19 protein-coding genes are annotated in these 19,908 nt (G+C 43.4%); 10 read left to right on the top strand and 9 right to left on the bottom strand.

From position 1 onward, the window contains the following. Positions 1-32 precede the first annotated feature (32 nt). The 7 genes from TY87_RS15295 to TY87_RS15265 all read right to left on the bottom strand — a co-directional run bounded on the left by TY87_RS15295 (position 33) and on the right by TY87_RS15265 (position 6,563). Complete coding sequence (locus TY87_RS15295; RefSeq protein ID WP_100187730.1) at positions 33-1,058, bottom strand: TRAP transporter substrate-binding protein; 1,026 nt, start codon at positions 1,056-1,058, stop codon at positions 33-35. 136 nt (positions 1,059-1,194) lie between these two features. Continuing rightward, positions 1,195-2,265, bottom strand: a complete 1,071-nt coding sequence (locus TY87_RS15290) for an aromatic ring-hydroxylating oxygenase subunit alpha (protein ID WP_198432107.1) — start codon at positions 2,263-2,265, stop codon at positions 1,195-1,197. A 45-nt stretch (positions 2,266-2,310) separates the two neighbouring features. Next, complete coding sequence (locus TY87_RS15285; protein WP_100187729.1) at positions 2,311-3,255, bottom strand: PDR/VanB family oxidoreductase; 945 nt, start codon at positions 3,253-3,255, stop codon at positions 2,311-2,313. Between the two features lie 236 nt (positions 3,256-3,491). After that, positions 3,492-3,980 (bottom strand): MarR family winged helix-turn-helix transcriptional regulator, encoded by a 489-nt coding sequence (locus tag TY87_RS15280; protein WP_072839241.1) that lies wholly within the window; start codon positions 3,978-3,980, stop codon positions 3,492-3,494. Positions 3,981-4,267: 287 nt separating this feature from the next. Next, entirely contained in the window at positions 4,268-4,669 is a 402-nt protein-coding gene (locus tag TY87_RS15275) for a GFA family protein (RefSeq protein WP_072839240.1), read from the bottom strand. A gap of 40 nt (positions 4,670-4,709) precedes the next feature. After that, entirely contained in the window at positions 4,710-5,534 is an 825-nt protein-coding gene (locus tag TY87_RS15270; protein ID WP_072839239.1) for a pyridoxamine 5'-phosphate oxidase family protein, read from the bottom strand. Between the two features lie 102 nt (positions 5,535-5,636). Next, positions 5,637-6,563: a LysR family transcriptional regulator gene (locus TY87_RS15265; protein ID WP_100187728.1), complete on the bottom strand. Its 927-nt coding sequence runs from the start codon at positions 6,561-6,563 to the stop codon at positions 5,637-5,639. Positions 6,564-6,691: 128 nt separating this feature from the next. Between TY87_RS15265 and lysA the strand changes: the two genes are divergently transcribed. Both lysA and TY87_RS15255 read left to right on the top strand, forming a co-directional pair. Then, positions 6,692-7,939: a diaminopimelate decarboxylase gene (gene lysA, locus TY87_RS15260; RefSeq protein ID WP_100187727.1), complete on the top strand. Its 1,248-nt coding sequence runs from the start codon at positions 6,692-6,694 to the stop codon at positions 7,937-7,939. Positions 7,940-8,067: 128 nt separating this feature from the next. Then, complete coding sequence (locus TY87_RS15255; protein WP_072839237.1) at positions 8,068-8,778, top strand: dienelactone hydrolase family protein; 711 nt, start codon at positions 8,068-8,070, stop codon at positions 8,776-8,778. Between the two features lie 56 nt (positions 8,779-8,834). Here the strand turns inward: TY87_RS15255 and TY87_RS15250 are convergent, their stop codons facing one another. After that, the gene (locus tag TY87_RS15250; RefSeq protein WP_100187726.1) at positions 8,835-9,938 is read right to left on the bottom strand and encodes an ABC transporter ATP-binding protein; all 1,104 of its coding nucleotides are present in this window, start codon (positions 9,936-9,938) and stop codon (positions 8,835-8,837) included. Positions 9,939-9,954: 16 nt separating this feature from the next. Then, positions 9,955-10,737: an IclR family transcriptional regulator gene (locus TY87_RS15245; RefSeq protein WP_100187725.1), complete on the bottom strand. Its 783-nt coding sequence runs from the start codon at positions 10,735-10,737 to the stop codon at positions 9,955-9,957. Between the two features lie 201 nt (positions 10,738-10,938). On the opposite strand from TY87_RS15245, the gene TY87_RS15240 reads away from it, so the two are divergent. Genes TY87_RS15240 through TY87_RS15205 form a run of 8 tightly spaced genes read left to right on the top strand, consistent with a single transcriptional unit; the run spans position 10,939 to position 19,907 of the window. Then, positions 10,939-11,814 carry a carbohydrate ABC transporter permease gene (locus TY87_RS15240; protein ID WP_072839234.1) on the top strand — a complete coding sequence of 292 codons (876 nt, stop codon included), beginning with the start codon at positions 10,939-10,941 and terminating at the stop codon, positions 11,812-11,814. Continuing rightward, positions 11,814-12,665 (top strand): carbohydrate ABC transporter permease, encoded by an 852-nt coding sequence (locus TY87_RS15235; RefSeq protein ID WP_100187724.1) that lies wholly within the window; start codon positions 11,814-11,816, stop codon positions 12,663-12,665. Before TY87_RS15240 ends, TY87_RS15235 begins: the two co-directional genes overlap by 1 nt. 6 nt (positions 12,666-12,671) lie before the next feature. Next, a complete protein-coding gene (locus tag TY87_RS15230) occupies positions 12,672-14,846 on the top strand; it encodes an alpha-galactosidase (protein WP_100187723.1) in 2,175 nt (724 codons plus the stop codon). Further along, positions 14,847-16,583: an IlvD/Edd family dehydratase gene (locus TY87_RS15225; protein ID WP_100187722.1), complete on the top strand. Its 1,737-nt coding sequence runs from the start codon at positions 14,847-14,849 to the stop codon at positions 16,581-16,583. Further along, positions 16,583-17,356 (top strand): SDR family NAD(P)-dependent oxidoreductase, encoded by a 774-nt coding sequence (locus TY87_RS15220; RefSeq protein WP_100187721.1) that lies wholly within the window; start codon positions 16,583-16,585, stop codon positions 17,354-17,356. Before TY87_RS15225 ends, TY87_RS15220 begins: the two co-directional genes overlap by 1 nt. Further along, the gene (locus TY87_RS15215; protein WP_100187720.1) at positions 17,356-18,360 is read left to right on the top strand and encodes a 2-dehydro-3-deoxygalactonokinase; all 1,005 of its coding nucleotides are present in this window, start codon (positions 17,356-17,358) and stop codon (positions 18,358-18,360) included. Before TY87_RS15220 ends, TY87_RS15215 begins: the two co-directional genes overlap by 1 nt. 1 nt (position 18,361) lies before the next feature. After that, positions 18,362-18,997: a 2-dehydro-3-deoxy-6-phosphogalactonate aldolase gene (locus TY87_RS15210; protein ID WP_100187719.1), complete on the top strand. Its 636-nt coding sequence runs from the start codon at positions 18,362-18,364 to the stop codon at positions 18,995-18,997. A 40-nt stretch (positions 18,998-19,037) separates the two neighbouring features. Next, positions 19,038-19,907: an SMP-30/gluconolactonase/LRE family protein gene (locus TY87_RS15205; RefSeq protein WP_100187718.1), complete on the top strand. Its 870-nt coding sequence runs from the start codon at positions 19,038-19,040 to the stop codon at positions 19,905-19,907. Position 19,908: the final 1 nt, after the last annotated feature.

Genomic DNA, 19,908 nt, shown 5'->3' with positions numbered 1-19,908 from the left:
ATTCTAGTGTCGCTTTTTTAATACTCTGTGCTTTATGACTCTATGTTAGTAGAGCACTCAGCTGAATATTCTAAGGCTTTTTGATAAATATTTTCTGCCTTTTTAGACTGATTTTTCATATCACTAATATAAGATGCAATGACTTTTTTGGTAATTGGTCCCCATACCGGATTGGTATTAACATTGCTAATTATTTCAATAGTATGGCCAGCTTCAATAGCTTCTTTTCGGCCTGCAGCGTCTAGATTGTCTAGTGCTTTCCCCATGACTCGTGACCAATGTTCGCCACTATGTTTATCCATAATTTTCTTAAGATTATCAGGCAGGTTATTGTAGGCACGCTTATTCATTGTGGTTATAAATGAAAGAGTGTAAAGACCTATTTCTGTATGATGTGTTAACAGTTCATTTAGGCGGAAATCTTTCATTGCTTGCCATGGAAAGGCGACGCCTTGGATAACCCCCCGTTGTGCGGACTGGTAGGTATCAGGGGCTGGCATACCAACTGGATTTGCGTTCATTGAACTGAGTAAGTCTGCTACAACAGTTGTTGCTCTGCGTATGCGCATTCCTTCTAAGTCACTTGGTTCGAGAATTTGCTTTTCACTGGTGTGAAGATGTCCAGGCCCATGAACAAATAGGAATAAAGGATGGGTATCCGTGTATTCACTTGAAATAAGTTTATTGTCATAAAGCTTTTGAATAGCGCAGCTTGAGTTTTCAGCAGTGGTAATCAAGCCTGGCAGTTCGACCACTTGTGTAAGTGGAAATCTTCCAGCCATGTAGCCTTGAGCGGTAACTGTGATATCTGCTATACCATTTACTGTTGATGCATAGCTTTGTGCTGCTTTAGCAAGAGTTTGACTTGGGTATATTTCAATTTTTAACTGTTTATCTGAGTCATTTTCGATTGAGTCAGCCCAGTCTTGTATTACATTGCCAACACTTGAGTTAGCTGGCCAGAAGTGAGCTAGACGTAATGTGTAGGTTTGTGAAAATGCTAAAGTTGTCCACAGACTGCTTAAGCAAAGAGTCGAAATTATTAGTTTGTTTTTCATGTTTATTACCTCTTTATTATTGTTTTAGTGGTCTTACATTTTTCTAATTACAAAGACTAAGCAGCACTCTTAGTCTTTTTTAATGTGTTGGGCATTCATAGCAGTGCCACTATGAATTAGCTTAAAGCGAAATGGTTTAAGTCAGCTGTGATTCGATAATACGGCGAGCTCGATTCGGGGCAACGTCAACATGTATGTCTAACATCGTCCTATTTTTAAAGTTCTGCATATTTTTGTATTGCGCTTCAATGACCACTTTGTCTTCATCAAAAGTCAGTCTTGTTTGTTCAATGACTTTTTTCGCAGTCTCTTCTGGATCATGTTTTGGGTTGGTCGACATAGTCCATAGATAGTGACAAGTTGTCTCTGTTTCAGGCGTGATCCCATGGAAACCTTTCATGTGGAAGCCATCGCGGTTTGGGTTATCTAGAGAGTCTGAGCCCGCATCTACTGCCCCCGTCCAAATTTCTAAATGAGATATTTTGAAGAGAATTTCTTGCCAGCGATCGATTTTTCCTTTGAACGGATAGGCTGCGGTGTAAGTTGGAGGTGGAACTGAATCGGGCATATGACGGACAACACGAACCATTTTTTCGTCACTTTCAACTTTGGTTTCTGCAGTCATGTGCAATTTTGCATTACCGCCGATGGTATAGAGGTGAACATATCCCAGATGGCTAAGATCTAACAGGTTGTCGTGTATTAGCTGATAAGGTGCTTCGTAGTGATAGACATCGCCATCAAATAGATATTCTGGGTTGTTATGAACTGGATATTCTGGTGGTGTACAGGTTGGTTCTTGCGTATTTTCATCCCCAAACCAGATCCAAATAAGATGGTTTTGTTCGCAAATCGAATAAGTCGATACTAAGGCTTTGCGTGGAACTTTGTCTTGGCCCGGAACCTCAACGCACTTACCGTCGCCATTAAATAGCAACCCGTGGTAGCCACAACGAATGCCGTTATTTTCAATTGTGCCAAGTGACAAAGGCAAAGCGCGGTGACAGCATCTATCCTCAAGCGCAGAGACCTCTCCATCTGAAGTACGGAAAAAAACAATTTGATGATTGAGGATTGTGCGAGCTAAGGGCTTATCTTTCAATTCAGAACTCAAAGCAGCCACGTACCACATATTGAGTGGAAATAAGGACTTTGTTTCGACGTCAGTATTGATTAGTTCAGCTGCGCTCATATGTTGAACACTCATAAAACTCTCCTTCTTATATTTGTTTTGACTTGCTTTGATGTGGCACTAAAGATCGAGCACCAGAGTTTTGGTTAGTGACCTTGAACAACAAGGGGTAAATTTATCGTTCTTAGCGTGTTCTTCGCTGGATAAAAATTGATCCCTATGGTCAGGTGTGCCTGATATGACTCTTGTTAGGCAGGAGCCACATATGCCTTGTTCGCAGGACACATTAATTTCGATACCAGCGTCGTCTAACACTTCAAAAACTGAGTTATTCTCAGGAATGTGAAAGCGTGCGCCAGAACTCGCAATCTCAACTTCAAACGCTTGATTTGCTGCGTTTTCAGTTGGTACCGCAGTGAAATGTTCTTTATGTAATCTTGCTTCTAACCAACCCGTTTCTTTAGCAGCAGAAAAAACAAAATCCATAAAACCATTTGGTCCACATACATAGAGGTGAGTTTGGTTATTGGCATCGAGTAGCGCTTGGCGAAAAGATTTCGTTTCATCTCCATCGAAATAAAACGTGCTCTTATCTGCAAAGTCGCCTGAAATTATTTGTTGATAAAAAGCGGTTCTATCGCGGCTGCGAGTGAAATAATGTAAAGAAAAAGAACGATTTTGAAACTGTAAGTCTTCCGCCATGGATAGAATTGGAGTGATTCCAATTCCTCCTGCAACTAAAATATAAGATGGAGCGTCGTAATTTAGCTCGAAAAGGTTTCTAGGTTCCGAAATGCTAATCACATCTCCTTCCTTTATGTTTTCGTGTAAAGCTTTTGAGCCACCACGGGAGTTTGGATCTTTTAAAACCGCGATTTTATAGCTATTTGTTTTTTTTGAATCATTGTAGATGGAGTATTGTCGAGTGATGTCGCGACTAACTAGCACGTCTATATGAGCACCAGGAGCGGCTTCAGGAAGTTTTTTATCGTCTACATTCGTAAGTTCAAAACTAACGATACCGTTAGCCTCAATATTTTTTTTCTTAATAAGAACGTCAATCATTTCAAGCTGCCTTAGTTATTTTTAGTTGGCTCTTGCTATGTTTATAACGGCAATATAGTTGTGATGTCAACTAAATAAAGTTGCTATAGCAACCTTTTTTGGCCGGGTTTTATCATGAAATAATGAGTGGATTGTTATAGATTTATTTTTTTAGACGGCAGACGTTATCTAAATCATTCATCTATAACGTCTTTAATAAGTTGAGTTTGGGTGAAGTGAGGGGAGTATTGAGGCGATTATTTTGGGATGTTAGGGCGGAAATTATTTACTGTATTAACGCTATCATTTAAGCGGTTTAGGAACTTTACTAAGGTATCAATCTCTTTTTTTGTAAAGCCTTGTAGTAAGAGTTTTTCACGAGCAATGGCAACTTCGAAAACTTTATCGTGCAGAGCTCTTCCTTTGCTGGTCATCCAGATGATAAGTCGACGAGCGTCTTCGGGGTCAAGGCTAGAGTAAACGTATTGTTCTTGTTCTAGAAGTTTTAGAGATCGACTCACGCCAGACTTGTCTAAACCAATAACTTGGCACATACGATTAGCTGATATGCCATTCTCAACAGCAAGTAATGCAAGTAATCTCCATTCTACAATGCCTATACCAAAAAATTCCCGATAAATAGAAGATGCACCGCTTGATAGTTTATTTGCCAAAAAAGTAACAAGGGCAGGAACATAGTATTCTAAATTAAGGGCGGGGGTATCTTCGTGCTGGTCGTTAGACATACCTATAAGTACTCATTAGATGGATGAAATCATAGTTCATGGTTGTGATGAATAAATAATATAAAATTATCAGTCAACTCAATGTATTAGCTTATGGTATTAACGATTTGCTGCTTTGACAATAGATCATGGTTTTTAACTCTCGATCTCGTGTCTTTACTGTTACTGCAAGAGCGACTGGTTTGTTAGTTAGTATTGTTTATCTCAAGAGAATCTTGAGCAATTTAATATGCAATAAGATTAGGGGATATTGCCCCTAATCTTTATTTATTTTTCTCTGCTAGAAGCTACACAACAGGGCGTTCTTCGTATTGCGGGATATCATCGCAGATTTCATGCCATTCGGCTTTTGAACCAACAAAGATATGTGAAGACGGTTTGCCTTCTATTTTTGTGTCGAGTGTGCCAATGCGAAGACGAAGTAGCTCTGGCATGTGTGGGCGTCGGCTATAAAGTGGTGATGCGCATTGTTTGCAAAAGACACGGAAAACACCAGGTGTAGATTCGTATTCAGCCAGTAGTTCTTTGCCTTTTAACAAGGCGAAGGCGGTTGTTGGAATAGCTGCATTGGTAGCAAAAGCAGAGCCGTTGGCTTTACGACATTTTTGACAATGACACTGCATGATGTCGCCCAATTCACCTTTTATTTCGTATTGCACGCCATTACATAAACAGCTTCCCGATAACATGTTTTTCTCCTTAATTGAGGTTGGCCTTACCAGTTTTCAGTTAAACGCTTTGCTTTGGGCAGACGACTTTTGTGGCTTTTAGGTGATACATAGTTACTTCTGGGTGGCTAAAGAAACCCATTTCCCAAGGATTTTTCTGGATAAAGAGTTCTTGAATTTGTTGGAAAACTGGGTTGCTTTTGGGGATTTCATAAACATCACTTTTGATGATGCTGTAATTCCATTCGATAGCTTCTTCAAAAGTAAAGGTAGCACGACCATCGATAGCAAAGTAACACTGATTGTTGCGACTTAACAGCTTAGCCTTAAATGTGCTCGGGAAGGTAATAAAGAAAATATCATCGTCAACAGAGGATAAGAACGCCATAACAGTGGAATGTGGTTGCTGTTTGGCATAAGTCATCAAAACGCCAATTTTATTGTCGTTTTCACTGTCGTCAATCTCGGGCGCGACAGTAAGCGGGCTGTGTGGTAGATCGATAGCAGGGCGACTATCGCTTGGGTGTTCATAGTCATTCGCTTGGAAAGATTTAGCAATGCTAGCGCCATAGTAAACTTCGTACTCAAGGGCATTTACTTGTGCTTTTTTACCCGTTGTTGATGTAACTATGCCTTTGAACGACGAACGGTATACTTTTAAATCTGCGTCGTATTCCGATACGCCGGTACGATTGTCTAGATGTATGGTGACTTTTTGATTGGACTTGAGTTGATGACCATTGGGAAAGAAAAGCTCCAATGACGTGTCTGTAAGAATGTTTACACCGCAGATATAAACATCCATTTCGTTATCTTGGGAGCCGTAAGTGCCGGCTACGCCAAGTACTTGTTTACCAATGAGATCACTTAAAGCCAACTGCGTCATCGTGTTTTCCTTAATGCCTGCCAAAATGTGCTTGCTATTGATTAGTTACTTATGCAAAAAAGTGTATCAGAAAATACGTTCAGCGATCATAAATAAGCATGCCTAAATTGAATGAGCTGAGTACTGATTAATTTTAGTTTTTATTTCTTTCGATTCATCTTCCAGTGCTGCAATGAAGTCATCTAAAAACGGGTTAAAGGGGCGGTGTAAGGGCAAAAGTATATTGATGGTAAATGGGTAAGACACATTCAATGGACGAATTTGCAGACCATGATCAATAAAGTCCAATGCTGTTAGTGGATTGATGATGGCAATTCCCGCGCCTTTACTTACCAACTGACAGACAGACGCGGCAGTTGGTGTTTCTATCACGGTTTTACGATTGATTCCAAGCCGATATAGATCTTCATCCAATTTTATTCGATATGGATCGTTAGGCGATAAGTTAATAAAAGGCTGGCCTTCGAAATCACGGATATCAATGATGTCTTTTGCTAATAATGGATGATCATTTGGCAAAATACAGACTTCATCGATACTTAACAAAGGTTTAAGTATGGTGCCTGACGGTGAGTAGTTGTTTTCAGTCAACCCCAGGTCGTATTGTTGGTACGTTAAGCTTTGTTCTAAATATGGCGGCTCTTGCACAGAGATGGAGATACCGACATTTTGGTTTGTATCTAAAAACTTCAGACATGCACCCGGTAACAGAGACTGGGAAAAAGCTGGCAATGTTAGTACTGAGAGTCTTCCTATCTGATCTGTGCGTAAATCCTCAACGGTTGACCAAATTCGTTCTAAGCCAATATACGAACGTTTTACTTCTTCAAAAAGCGTGTAAGCGGCGTTACTGGGTTTGAGTCGGCCGCGCACTCGTTCAAATAGGCTGAACCCTAATACCTGTTCAAGTCTTGCCAGTTCTCGGCTAATGGTCGGTTGTGAGGTATGCAACATATCGGCTGCGCTGGTTACGCTTTCCGCTGTCATCAAAGCATTGAATATTTCAATTTGTCGGAATGTTAGTTTCATAAGTCATATCAGAAATGAATGGAATTCGAATAAATAGATATTATTTGTATTTTTGGACGGACGCTATGATTGATTCATCTTAAATAACTTAAAAAATTGATTCGAGTAATCTATAGGAGCACGGTTAAGTGACTATTTTTAATCCCAATACACTAGTAGAAATAACTCAGCAATTTGGTACACCTGCATGGGTGTACGATGCGGCAATCATTCGTCATCAGATCAGACAGTTAAGGGATTTTGATGTCATCCGTTTCGCGCAAAAAGCCTGCTCAAATACACATATTTTACGATTGATGCGAGAAGAAGGTGTAATGGTTGATGCTGTGTCTGCTGGAGAAATTGAAAGAAGTTTAGCGGCGGGCTACAGCAACAGCGACAATTCTGAAAGCATTGTTTTTACCGCAGATCTGATAGATCGCGAAATAATAGAATTGGTTATTCAACACGATATTCCTGTCAATATTGGCTCTATGGATATGTTGCATCGAATTGCAGAAGTCGCTCCTCATCATCCAGTTTGGATACGTGTGAATCCTGGGTTTGGCCATGGCCATAGTGAAAAAACCAATACTGGTGGACCAAATAGCAAACATGGTATTTCGCTAGAAGATTTGCCGCAGACCGTTGCTCTGATTCAACAATATGGTTTGGATTTAATTGGCATTCATATGCACATTGGTTCAGGTTCAGACTTTGTACATTTGTCTCAAGCCTGCCAAGCCATGGTCGAGGTGGTGAAGTTAGCCAATGTGGATATCCGAGCCATTTCTACTGGTGGTGGGCTTCCTGCGCCTTATACAGAAAATGACGTAGAATTAGATACCAATAGTTTTTTCCGATTGTGGGATGAGGCGCGTAAAGAGATAGAAAATCATTTAGGCCATGTTATTAAACTAGAAGTAGAACCGGGACGATTTTTAGTCGCAAACGCGGGCGTTTTGGTGGCGGAAATCCATTGTTTGAAATCAACGCAGCAGCACAATTTCATTCTAGTCGATGCTGGTTTTAATGACCTGTTAAGACCGAGTATGTATGGCAGCTATCACAAAATAGAAGTGATTCATCAAGCAACAAATCAGCGGCAAGCAAGCCCATTGTTTGATCCGCTTGAGTATGCGGTGGCTGGACCTTTGTGTGAGTCCGGTGATGTGTTTACACAAGATGCCAGTGGCGTGATTTGCCATCAAATACTGAATAATCCTAGGGTGGGCGATTTGCTGGTGTTTAATGATGTTGGTGCATATGGAGCTTCTATGTCTTCAAATTACAACAGTCGACCGCTGGCGCCTGAGTTTTTGATCGATGGAGGGCATCATCGCCTCATCAGAAAAAGACAAAACATAAGTGACTTGTTAGCGTTAGAAAGCGTGTAATTTGACTGAGATTCTTCAACGATAGAATGAGATTAAACAAGGAACTGAAGAGGAAGCAGATTGATTTCATTCTATTTTGCTGGTTACACTGAATAAACATTATTTATAAATTCTTTAAGGGGTTGCCAGTGAACCAGACATTTGAAGCGATATTTAAAGACAATGTTAAACGCATGCATTATCAAGTTGATGGACTGAGTTCAGATAAAAGCCATATTCAGGTGGTTATTTGGCCAACGTTTTCTGGATTGACAGATTTTGAAAAAGGTATTGCGGATCATATTGCGTCACTAGGGTTTTCAGCAACAGCGCTTGATTTGTATGGTATAGATCAGAATCCAGTAGAGATGGAGCAGAAGCGTGCCAAAATGGGGGCCTTGGTTGCAGAAGCCGACCCACTACACGAGTTACAAAATGAGCTAACACAATCAGCTTGTGATGCTATTCATGGTAAAACCATCGTCCATATTGGTTTTTGTCTAGGTGGTCGCTTGGCTTTGGAAGCAGGTCTGCATCTTGAAAACAGTGCTGGAGCAGTGAGTTTTCATGGTTTGATGAGTTTTTTCCGTGCTCAGTCGGAAGAAAAGGCTAATACGAAAACAAAAATTTTGGTTTTAAATGGTCACCAAGACCCGCTGGTTACAGAAGACGACGCTCAAGAAGCAAAACGTTATTGGACAAGTTTAGCGATGGATTTCCAGTTTGTTGACTTCAGTAATACCATGCACTCATTTATGTTACCGAGTGCGAATAATCCAGAGCATGGTAGTCAATACAATCCATTAGTGGCAAAACGTGGCTATAGCTATTTAGAAAGCTTTTTAGAAGAATTTATTTAAGTCAAAAGACAACATAAAAAAGCCTCGCTTAAAAAATTAGGCGAGGCTTTTTCGTTTTAACGCGCTGGTACTGGTCGATCCACTAAGGCTTCGCCATCACGGTTAAATAAGTAGCAATCTGCTTTTTTGATGCCTACTTTTACACTTTCACCATTGCGAGTTAGGTTAGAGCCGCTGACTTCAATGGTAAGTTTGCTGCCTTCAAATTGGCCGTATAGATAGGTAAGGCCACCTAAGTGCTCAGCCACATCAATATCAAGGTCAATAGTCAGATCGGCGTCTTGGATATTTTCTTTGATATGTTCAGGACGGATGCCGAGTTTTACGGTTTCGTTGACAGAGATCTTGGTTCCATCTACTTCCATCTCGATACGCTGATTTGCGATATCAATTACAGCTACGTCTTTATTGTCGATACTGACCACTTTACCTTCGAGGAAGTTCATTCTTGGTGAGCCAATAAAGCCCGCGACAAATTCGTTGGCAGGGTTGTGATAAAGCTCAAGCGGGGAGCCGACTTGTTCGACATTACCTGCACGTAGTACGACAATTTTATCAGCCAATGTCATGGCTTCGACCTGATCATGTGTCACGTAGACCATAGTAGCTTTTAGTTTGTTGTGCAGCTGCGCGATCTGAATGCGCATGTCGACACGAAGTTCGGCGTCCAGGTTGGAAAGTGGTTCATCAAACAGGAAGACTTCTGGTTGGCGAACAATCGCACGACCGATGGCAACGCGCTGACGTTGGCCACCCGACAGTTGTTTGGGTTTACGATCTAGCAGTTCATTAAGTTGTAGAATATTGGCAGCATTGCTGACTTGTGCTTTGATTTTCTCTGGCGCTACGCCATTCATACGTAAACCAAAACTCATGTTTTCTTCCACTGTCATATGTGGGTACAAGGCATAGGATTGGAATACCATAGCAACACCACGATCAGCTGGTGCCACGTTGTTCATATTCGTGCCATTGATCTCTAACTTGCCATCTGTAATGTCTTCAAGGCCTGCGATTAGGCGCAGTAGGGTGGATTTACCACAACCAGACGGGCCCACAAAGACCACAAATTCACCGTCTTGCAAATCTAAATTGACACCATGAATTGTCTCAATGTCATGAAACCGTTTGATGACGTTTGTTAGTTTTATCGTCGCCATAATGGACTTTCCTATGCTAGTTAGAGGCCATAGCCCCCATTCGGGTGGATACTTTCTTACAAGCGTCTTTGACCAATGTTTGAAAGTGTTGGAAACGCGTATCGTCTACACGAAATTTTGGAGCGGTAATACTGAGCGCGGCAATGGGTTCGTTTCTATGGTTTAAAATCACCGAAGCAGCGCATTGAATACCTTCTTCATGTTCTTCTAAATCCAAGGAAATTTTGCTTTCACGAATCTTGATAAGATCGTCTCTTAGCATCTCTTCGTTAATCAGCGTGGTGTCTGTGTGCTTGATAAAGCGCTGTTCTTTGATGGCTAGGGCTAATTGATCTTCATTGAGAAACGCCATCATGGCTTTGCCGACACCAGTACAATAAGCAGGGCCTTTTTTGCCGACTGCAGAAAATAAACGCAAACTTTTCTGGCTTTCTAATTTGTCGATGTAAATGACGTCGCCACGATCAAGAGCAGCAAGGTGAATGGTTTCACCGGTTTCATCCCACAAATGTTTCATCTGATCAGCTGCTATATCGCGCACATCAATTTTTGACCAAGCTTGGTGTGCTAATTCTAGTAATCCATAGCCAGGATGATAGAGCTGAGTTACTTCATCAAAGCGAACCAAGCTCTTTTCAGTTAATGACATCAAGGTACGATGTGCTGTGGCTTTCGGTAAGTCCGTTTTATCTACTAATTCTGCAAAGCGTAATGGCACAGGCGTCATGCAAACTTCTTGCAATAGGCTAAGTGCTTTGTCTAACGATGAGCCTCCGCTCTTAGTTTCTTGCTCTGTCATGGTTAGGTTTCCTTAATTTCTATTTTTATAATTTTCTAAGGTCGATTTAGCCTCTAAAAAAGCCTTAAAAAAATGTTCTAAATTGAGTATTGCAAAAAATGGAACTTTATTCCATTATTTTATTAGACGAGTTGTCGAAGGTAAATTCAGATAACAAGTAGAGCAATTTATAAATTAATAAAAATAAGAGGTATGTGCACCATGCAGAAGTTGCATAGCAAGCAGCAGCAATGGATGCCGGTTTTGTTCTTAGCGCCAGCAGTCATTTTGTTTGTGGTCTACGTTATCTTTCCTATTCTCCAGAGTATCTGGTTGAGCTTTTATGAATGGGATGGAATTGGTGAAAAAACCTTCGTAGGCTTTAGTAATTACATTGAACTTTTCGATGACTATCAGTTTTGGGTGGCGTTAAAAAATAACCTGTATTGGATGGTCTTCTTCATGTTAGCGCCGCCAATTGGGTTGGGTATTGCGTTATTTCTTAATCAAAAAATCATGGGCATACGTTTAGTTAAGTCTATGTTTTTCTTTCCTTTTGTTATTTCTCAAGTTGTCGTGGGTTTGGTTTTCTCTTGGTTCTATGACCCTTCTTTCGGACTTTTTAATAAGGCAATTGGCTTATTTGGAATGGAGCCTGTGGCGATCTTGTCCGATGAAAATTGGGTGACGTTCGGCATCATAGTCGCGGGGCTATGGCCGCAAATTGCTTACTGCATGATCTTGTACCTCACAGGCTTAAATAATCTCAACCCAGATCAAATCGAAGCAGCGCGTCTAGATGGCGCTCATGGCTGGAAAATGTTGCGTCATGTGATTTTACCTCAGCTACGTCCCGCCACTTTTATTGCTGTCGTGGTGACGGTGATTGGTGCGCTACGAAGCTTCGACCTTGTGGCAACCATGACCAGCGGTGGTCCATTTGGCTCATCCAGCGTTCTTGCTTACTTCATGTATGAGCAATCAATCTTTAACTATCGTGCTGGATACGGTGCTGCGATTGCGACTGTGTTGTTCTTGATTATGGATATTTATATCGCCTACTTTTTGTGGCGTATGCTGAAGAGTGAGAAAGCCTAATGTTTCCAACTCCTATAGAAAAAAGATCATTACCCTTTAACTTGAGCTACCGCGTTGCGGTTTGGATTGCTTTATTTCTTTGGTTGTTACCTTTGATTGCCGTCATGATGACATCTGCTCGTTCAATGGCAGATATTAATGGCGGTAATTATTGGGGAATTCCGACTGAGTGGATGTTCTTTGAAAACTACACCATGGTGTTTACACAAACGCCAATGCTGCGCTATTTGCTTAACTCGCTAATTATCACTTTACCAGCTGTGTTTGGCGCCGTTGCCTTGTCGACACTGGCGGGTTATGCCTTAGCTAAATATAAGTTTCGCGGTAATGTGGCGCTTTTTGCCGCTTTCATTGCCGGCAATTTTGTACCCTTTCAAATCCTGATGATTCCAGTGCGTGATTTGACTATCAGTATGGGGCTGTATGACACGGCGTCTGGTTTGATTCTTTTCCATATCGCTTTTCAAACCGGTTTTTGTACCTTGTTTATGCGTAACTTCATTGTTGGTTTACCTGATGAATTGATTGAAGCTGCGCGTGTGGAAGGCGTGAGCGAATGGCAAATTTTTTGGCATGTGGTGTTGCCATTGGTTCGTCCTGCTTTGGCAGCCTTATCTGTACTGATTTTCACCTTTATTTGGAACGATTACTTCTGGGCCTTGGTATTGGTACAAAGTGATGAAGTACGTCCGATTACCGCCGGTATCAGTGCACTGAAAGGTCAGTGGATGGCATCTTGGCAGCTTATTGCAGCTGGCTCTATCGTAGCGGCTCTGCCACCAGTTATTTTGTTCTTTGCCATGCAACGTCACTTTATTGCAGGCTTAACCTTAGGCGCTACAAAAGGATAATTGATCATGTCTGAAGTGAAGAATGTGTCTTTTTATCGACAAGACTTGCTAACAAAGGACTTGCTAGGAAAAGAGCAGCAAGGCAAAACCTTGGTGATTGCTTGCCCAAAGCAAGGCGCACCTGAGTTGTTGTATTTTGGTGATGCTTTGCCCAAAACGACAGATTTAGCCAGTGTCTATTTGTCACAGCAGGCAGCCATACCGCAAGCGATGATGGATAAACCAACGCCAATGTCGTTGATTCCTGAAGCCGGTCGCGGTTGGTTGCAAACGCCAGCGGTTGAAGCCATTGCAGAAGATCGCCCAGTCTGGGCTGCGTGTTGGTCTTTGGTTGCCGTGGATGAAAAGCAAAGCGGCTTTGTCATTCGTTTGGAGGACAAGGTTGCGCAATTGTCAGTGGCGTTGAACATTGGCTTGTTGTCTTCTGGTGTATTACGCCAACAGTTGACGCTGACCAACCAAGGTCAAGCGAATGTCACCGTCCAACGCTTGGCGTGTACTTTACCCGTTGCCAGTCAATTTACTGAACGAATGGGATTTTATGGCCGCTGGTGTCAGGAGTTTCAGCAAGAGCGCAGTGATTGGTACGCCACTTGGTTGCAAGAAAACCGCAATGGTCGCAATTCTCAAGCGAACTTTCCGGCCGTTATTGTGGGTGAACAAGGCTTTGGTGAGCAACAGGGTGAGCTTGTTGGTGCGCATCTAGCGTGGAGCGGCAATCACAGATTAAAAGCTGATTACACCGCGGAAGGTCATCGCTATTTGCAAGCCGAAGTTTTGTATTTGCCGGGGGAAATCGTGCTGGCTGCCAATGAATCAATCTCGACGCCAGAATTCTTAGCCGCACACAGTACTTCTGGTTTGAACACCATGAGTCAACAATTCCATCAAGAAGCGCGCCATCGCCTGAAATTAACCAAACCTCGTCCTGTGCACCTCAATACGTGGGAAGCGTTTTATTTTGACCACGATATGGCCAAGCTGAAAGCGCTTGCGAAAGCGGCTGCCGAAGTGGGTGTCGAGCGATATATCCTCGATGATGGTTGGTTCCGTGGTCGTCATCACGACAAAGCGGCATTGGGTGATTGGTTCGTTGATGAAACCAAATACCCAGATGGATTACTGCCATTGATTAGCTATGTGAGAAACGATCTTGGTATGGAATTTGGTCTGTGGTTTGAACCTGAAATGGTCAACCCAGATTCTGATTTGTTCCGTGCTCATCCTGATTGGGCATTGCAATTACCTCAGTACGAACCAGCGTTGGCGCGTAATCAATTGGTTTTAAATCTTGCCAAACCAGAAGCTTACCAATATATCCGTGAGCGTTTATTTGCTTTGTTTACCGAGTATCCGATTGATTATGTGAAATGGGATATGAACCGAGACTACACTCAGCCGAGTGGCGATATCGCACCGCAAGCCCATGCTCAAGTTGAGGCATTGTATCGTTTGTTGAGCGAGCTCAATCAGGCGTTTCCAGCAATGGAAATCGAAAGCTGCTCGTCTGGTGGCGCGCGAGTAGATTTTGGTATTTTGAATTTCACCAAACGCTTTTGGGCGTCTGATTGCAACGATGCTTTGGAGCGTCAAACTATTCAACGTGGCTTTAGCTATTTCTTACCGCCTGAAGTGATGGGCTCTCACATTGGTCCTGATAAGAGCCACACCACAAGCCGTATTCATGACGTAGCATTCCGAGTAGGCACAGCCATGTTGGGACATTTGGGCATTGAATGGAATTTGCTAGACGCCAATGCAGAGCAAAAAGTAACGATTGCTAATTGGCTCTCTTATTACAAACAGTACCGAAGCGTTTTGCATGAAGGCAATAACTGGCGCTTGCCAAGTGCCGATGGGCGAGCGCAAACCCAATGGGCGCTGAGCCAAGACAGAACGCAAGGCCTAGCTGTTTACTGTCAATTAACCATGCCAAAGCAAGCGCAAACTTTACCGATTCGCTTACCTAATTTATTACCAGATCAGCTCTATCGAGTGAACGTTCTGGAGCATAGCCCATTGCCAGGTCATCTAATGAAAGCCTTGCCTGCGTGGTGGAAAAAAGACCTTATTTTGAATGGTGCGAGTTTGAGTCAAGTTGGACTCAGATTACCTATATTTGACCCTGAATCTCTAGTATTGCTAGCGATTCAAGCCGTACCTTTGATGGAGAAACATTGAATGAGCGATAACAATAACAAAGATAAAAAACCATTACGCAGTCAGCAATGGTACGGCAAGTTGGATAAAGACGGCTTTATTCACCGTAGTTGGATGAAAAACCAAGGCTTGCCAGATCATAGTTTTGATGGTCGCCCAATTATTGGTATTTGTAACTCGTGGAGCGAACTGACACCGTGTAATTCACATCTGCGTGAATTGGCGGAATACGTGAAACGTGGTGTTTGGGAAGCGGGCGGCGTGCCGCTGGAGTTTCCTGTGATGTCTCTGGGCGAAACCCAAATGAAGCCGACGGCGATGCTGTTCCGTAATTTGATGAGCATGGACGTTGAAGAATCCATGCGCGCCTATGGCATGGACGGTGTTGTGTTATTGGGCGGTTGTGACAAAACTACGCCTGCACAACTAATGGGTGCGTGTTCGGTGGATTTACCGACCATTGTTGTGTCATCTGGCCCAATGCTAAACGGCAAATATCGCGGCAAAGACATAGGTTCTGGTACGGATGTATGGAGATTCAGTGAAGCGGTACGTGGCGGCAAAATGAGCCTTGATGCTTTCATGCGTGCTGAGTCGGGCATGTCTCGTTCTCGTGGAACTTGTATGACCATGGGAACGGCGTCGACTATGTCCTGTTTAATTGAAGCCTTGGGTATGTCGTTACCAGAAAACGGTACTTTGCCAGCAGTAGACGCGCGTCGTCAGGCACTGGCTCACATGACAGGCGCTCGCATTGTCGAAATGGTCAAAGAAGACTTAAAACCATCTGATATTTTGACTAAGACGGCTTTTGAAAACGCCATTCGTGCCAATGCGGCGATTGGTGGCTCAACCAATGCGGTGGTGCATTTGTTGGCGATTGCTGGTCGTGTCGGTGTGGATTTGACCCTAGAAGATTGGGATCGCATCGGTGCGGAAATTCCTTGTCTGGTAGATTTGATGCCTTCTGGCCGATTTCTTATGGAAGACTTTCATTACGCCGGCGGTTTCCCCGCGTTAATTCAGCGTTTGAGTCACCTGTTTGATATGAACGCCAACACGGTTTGTGGCGCTACTTTGGGTGACATTACCGAAGGTGCAGAGTGTTTCAACGAAGAAGTTATACGTCCCATCGATAAACCTTTGCGTGCAAAAGCGGGCATTGCGGTATTACGCGGTAACTTGTCGCCACTAGGCGCGATCATTAAACCGAGCGCAGCCACCCCCGCTTTGTTGCAACACACGGGTAAAGCCGTGGTGTTCGAAAACATCGAAGACTACAAAGCTCGCATTGATGCACCAGAGCTAGAAGTAGACAAAGATTCTATTCTGGTACTGAAAGGTTGCGGGCCAAAAGGTTATCCGGGTATGCCAGAAGTCGGCAACATGGCGTTGCCAAGCAAGTTGTTAGAACAAGGCATTACCGACATGGTTCGCATCAGTGATGCGCGTATGAGTGGCACGGCGTTTGGTACTGTGGTGCTGCATGTTGCGCCAGAATCGACTGTAGGTGGGCCATTGGCCTTGGTGCAAAACGGTGATGAAATTACCCTTGATGTAGAAGGTCGTGGTTTGCATTTGCATATTTCTGATGAAGAAATGGCAGCTCGTAAAGCTGCATGGCAACCTGAAGAAAGTGATTATCATCGGGGTTATGCCAAACTGTATATCGACCATGTAATGCAAGCCGATCAAGGTGCTGATTTGGATTTCCTTGTTGGCAACAGTGGGTCGAAAGTGAGCAGGGAGTCTCATTAATGACAAATAATAAAAACAAAACTGTCTTTCCTAGTTTGGCTGGACGTCACGCTCTTGTTAGTGGTGGCGCGTCTGGTATTGGTGAAGCCTTGGTTCGAGCGTTAGCTCAGCAAGGCTGTTTGGTGAGCTTTTTCGATATTGATCAAGCAGCAGGCGATAGCCTAGCAAAAGAGCTAAACGATCAAGGCTTGAAAGCGCATTTTAATTTGGTTGATTTGACTGAAATAGACACGCTTCAACAAGTAATTACTGAGCGTATGGCTGATTGGGGCGCGATTCGCATTCTGGTAAATAATGCCGCTAATGATCATCGTCATACGCTACAAGACATGACGTCAGAAGCGTTTGATAAATGTATGTCGGTCAATTTAAAACATCATTTCTTTGCCGCTCAGACCGTCGCGCCTGCCATGGCGGAAGCCGGTGGTGGTAGCATTATTAATATGAGTTCCAACTCTTGGATGTTGGGGCTGGCTGGGTATCCGGGTTATGTAACGGCAAAAGCGGGTATTTCAGGGTTAACCAAAGGCTTGGCTCGTGAGCTTGGCGTTCAGAAAATTCGTGTTAATACGGTATTGCCCGGCTGGGTTATGACGGAAAAACAAAAGCGCTTGTGGTTAACGCCAGAAGCTGAAGCCGAATTAATGACACAGCAAGCGCTGAAAGAAAAAATTGAACCAGAAGATGTGGCGGATTTGGTGCTGTTTTTGGGCGCTGATGACAGCCGTATGATCTCTGGACAAAGTTTGGTTGTGGATGGAGGGCGTTTGTAATGACCCAATTCAATCCTGTTTCACAACCTGCTGGTGGCCAAGCGAGCTTTATTGCCGTTGATTGGGGAACCACCAATTTACGTGCCTTTTTGATGAATCAGGATGGTCATATTCAAGCCCAGCGCGACAGTGACCGAGGCATGTTAAAGCTCGGCTCTGCTGAATTTGAAAGTGTATTATCTGATTTGTTGGGGGATTGGCTAACATCTGATCTGACCATTTATATGGCGGGTATGGTGGGTAGTCGAGGTGGTTGGCAAGAAGTGCCTTACCAACAATGTCCTATCAAGTTAGAAGATTTGTCCGAGCACCTTTTTTGGCTGACCACGTCGTTACCAAACAAGGTAGCGATCGTACCTGGCTTACGAGGTACGGGGGTGGCAGGTTTGCTTGATGTCATGCGTGGCGAAGAAACGCAATTACTGGGCGCGCTTGATTGGTTAGAAGAGCAAGGTCGTGCCGATGAGTCACCAATATTTTGCTTGCCGGGAACCCATTGTAAATGGGCGCAAATCACTGAAGGCAAGGTGACGCAGTTTTCTACTTCAATTACAGGTGAGCTTTTTGCGCGTTTGAATGACGAATCGAGTTTGGTAAAAGGCTTGCCTAAATCGGATCAGCTCAACGAAGAAGCTTTCAAAAAAGGCGTGCAAGCCAGTCTACAGGCGGGCGGTATCTTGCATCATTTATTTAGTGCTCGTAGCCGTTTTGTGTGTGGTGAACTGGCGGCAGATGAAGTGCGAGATTATTTGTCCGGTGTGGTGATTGGTCATGATGTGAATGACACGTTAGAAGCTTTAAAGGTGGTGTCGTTAGAAGTGCCAAAAAGTCCTGTACTGATCATAGGTAGCGAAGCGCTTAGCGAACGTTATGCTCTGGCTTTGTCTTCGCGAGATCTTACTTCTGAATTTTTAGCGGCTAACGAAGCCAGTATTCGTGGTTTAAAGCGCTTGGCGAATCGTCAGGCAGTGTCGGCAAATAACCCGACTACAGGAGCGTTATGATATGAAACATTCTTTTAATGCATTGATGCAAGAATTCCCGATGGTTGCCATTCTTCGTGGTATTAAACCTGATGAAGTAATTGAGCATGCTCAAGTGTTAATTGCTGCGGGCTTTCGCTTACTCGAAGTGCCACTTAACTCGCCTGATGCTTTTACTAGTATTCGTTCTCTTCAGGATAAGTTTGGAGAGCAAGTATTGATTGGCGCTGGTACGGTTTTGACCATGACGCAATTGACCGAATTGGTTGCCACTGGCGCAAAATTAATGGTTTGCCCACATACGGATGTCGAGTTGATTAAAGCTGCCAAAGTAGCTGGTTTATACGCTATGCCAGGTTTTTTTACCGCGAGTGAAGCGTTTGCAGCGTTACATGCTGGTGCAGATGCGGTGAAACTGTTTCCTGCTGAAGCTTTGCCTACGATCAATGTGGTTAAAGCCTTGGGCGCGGTGATTCCCGCCGAGACTTGGTTGTGCCCTGTTGGCGGTGTGACGCCAAACAATGTGGCTGATTATTTAAATGTTGGTGCTCGTGGCTTTGGTCTAGGTTCGGCTTTGTATAAAAAAGGTCAATCTGTAGAAATGACGAAAGCCAATGCGGAAGCCTTTATGGCTGCTTGGAAGGCCTATCAAAAATAGCTTTCTTTAAGTAGACAAGACAAGTTGGAGAATAAAAACAATGAAGCAAATTAGTACTCAACGCCATCAGTTAGCCGAAGGGCCATTTTGGAGTCAACAAGAACAAGCATTGTATTGGGTTGATATTCCAGCCTGCCAGGTATGGTGTTGGCATCAGGCATCTAATGAATACCAACATTGGACTTTGCCCAAAAAAGTATCAGCGGTGTTTACGACGCAAAGTGATCGTTTGTTGGTGGCGTTGGCGGATTCTGTTGCTTATTTAGATAAGACGACAGGTGAGTTAGAGCACCTATGTGATTTGGACACCGATATTCCTGGCAATCGTAGTAACGATGCTAAATGTGATCCAAACGGTGTGTTGTGGCTTGGCACTATGGATGATGCAGAAGAGAAAGCGTCGGGTCGGTTATGGAAGGTTACACCGGAAGGCAAAAAGACATTGATGCTGGAAGGGGTTGGTATTTCCAATACTTTGGCATGGGACGAGTCTCGTGGCCGCTTTTATTTTGGCGATTCCATGACACGAAAAGTGCATATTTTTCCGTACCCAGAATTTTATGACATCCGTAGCCAAAAACCATTTTTTGAGGTGAAAGAAGGCATCGGAGCTGATGGCTCTTGTATTGATTCGGAAGGCTGTATTTGGAACGCCAATTGGGATGGTGCTCGTGTTGTGCGATACAACCCAGAAGGCGAAGTGTTGCAGACGATTGAATTACCCTTCTCTAAGCCAACCAGCTGCGTGTTTGGTGGCCCTGATGGCAACACGCTATTTATTACATCCGCCAGCGTGGCGACCAGTGAAGACGACTTGGCTAAGCAGCCGCTTGCAGGTCACGTCGTTGCGATTGATTTAACAACAATAAATATTACTGGCGCGCCAAGCCAGCCATTTGCAGGAGCTTAAA

It is taken from the genome of Marinomonas sp. BSi20584 (genome assembly GCF_002792415.1).
Classification (GTDB): domain Bacteria; phylum Pseudomonadota; class Gammaproteobacteria; order Pseudomonadales; family Marinomonadaceae; genus Marinomonas; species Marinomonas polaris.
This window is presented reverse-complemented; position numbering and strand designations above follow the sequence as displayed.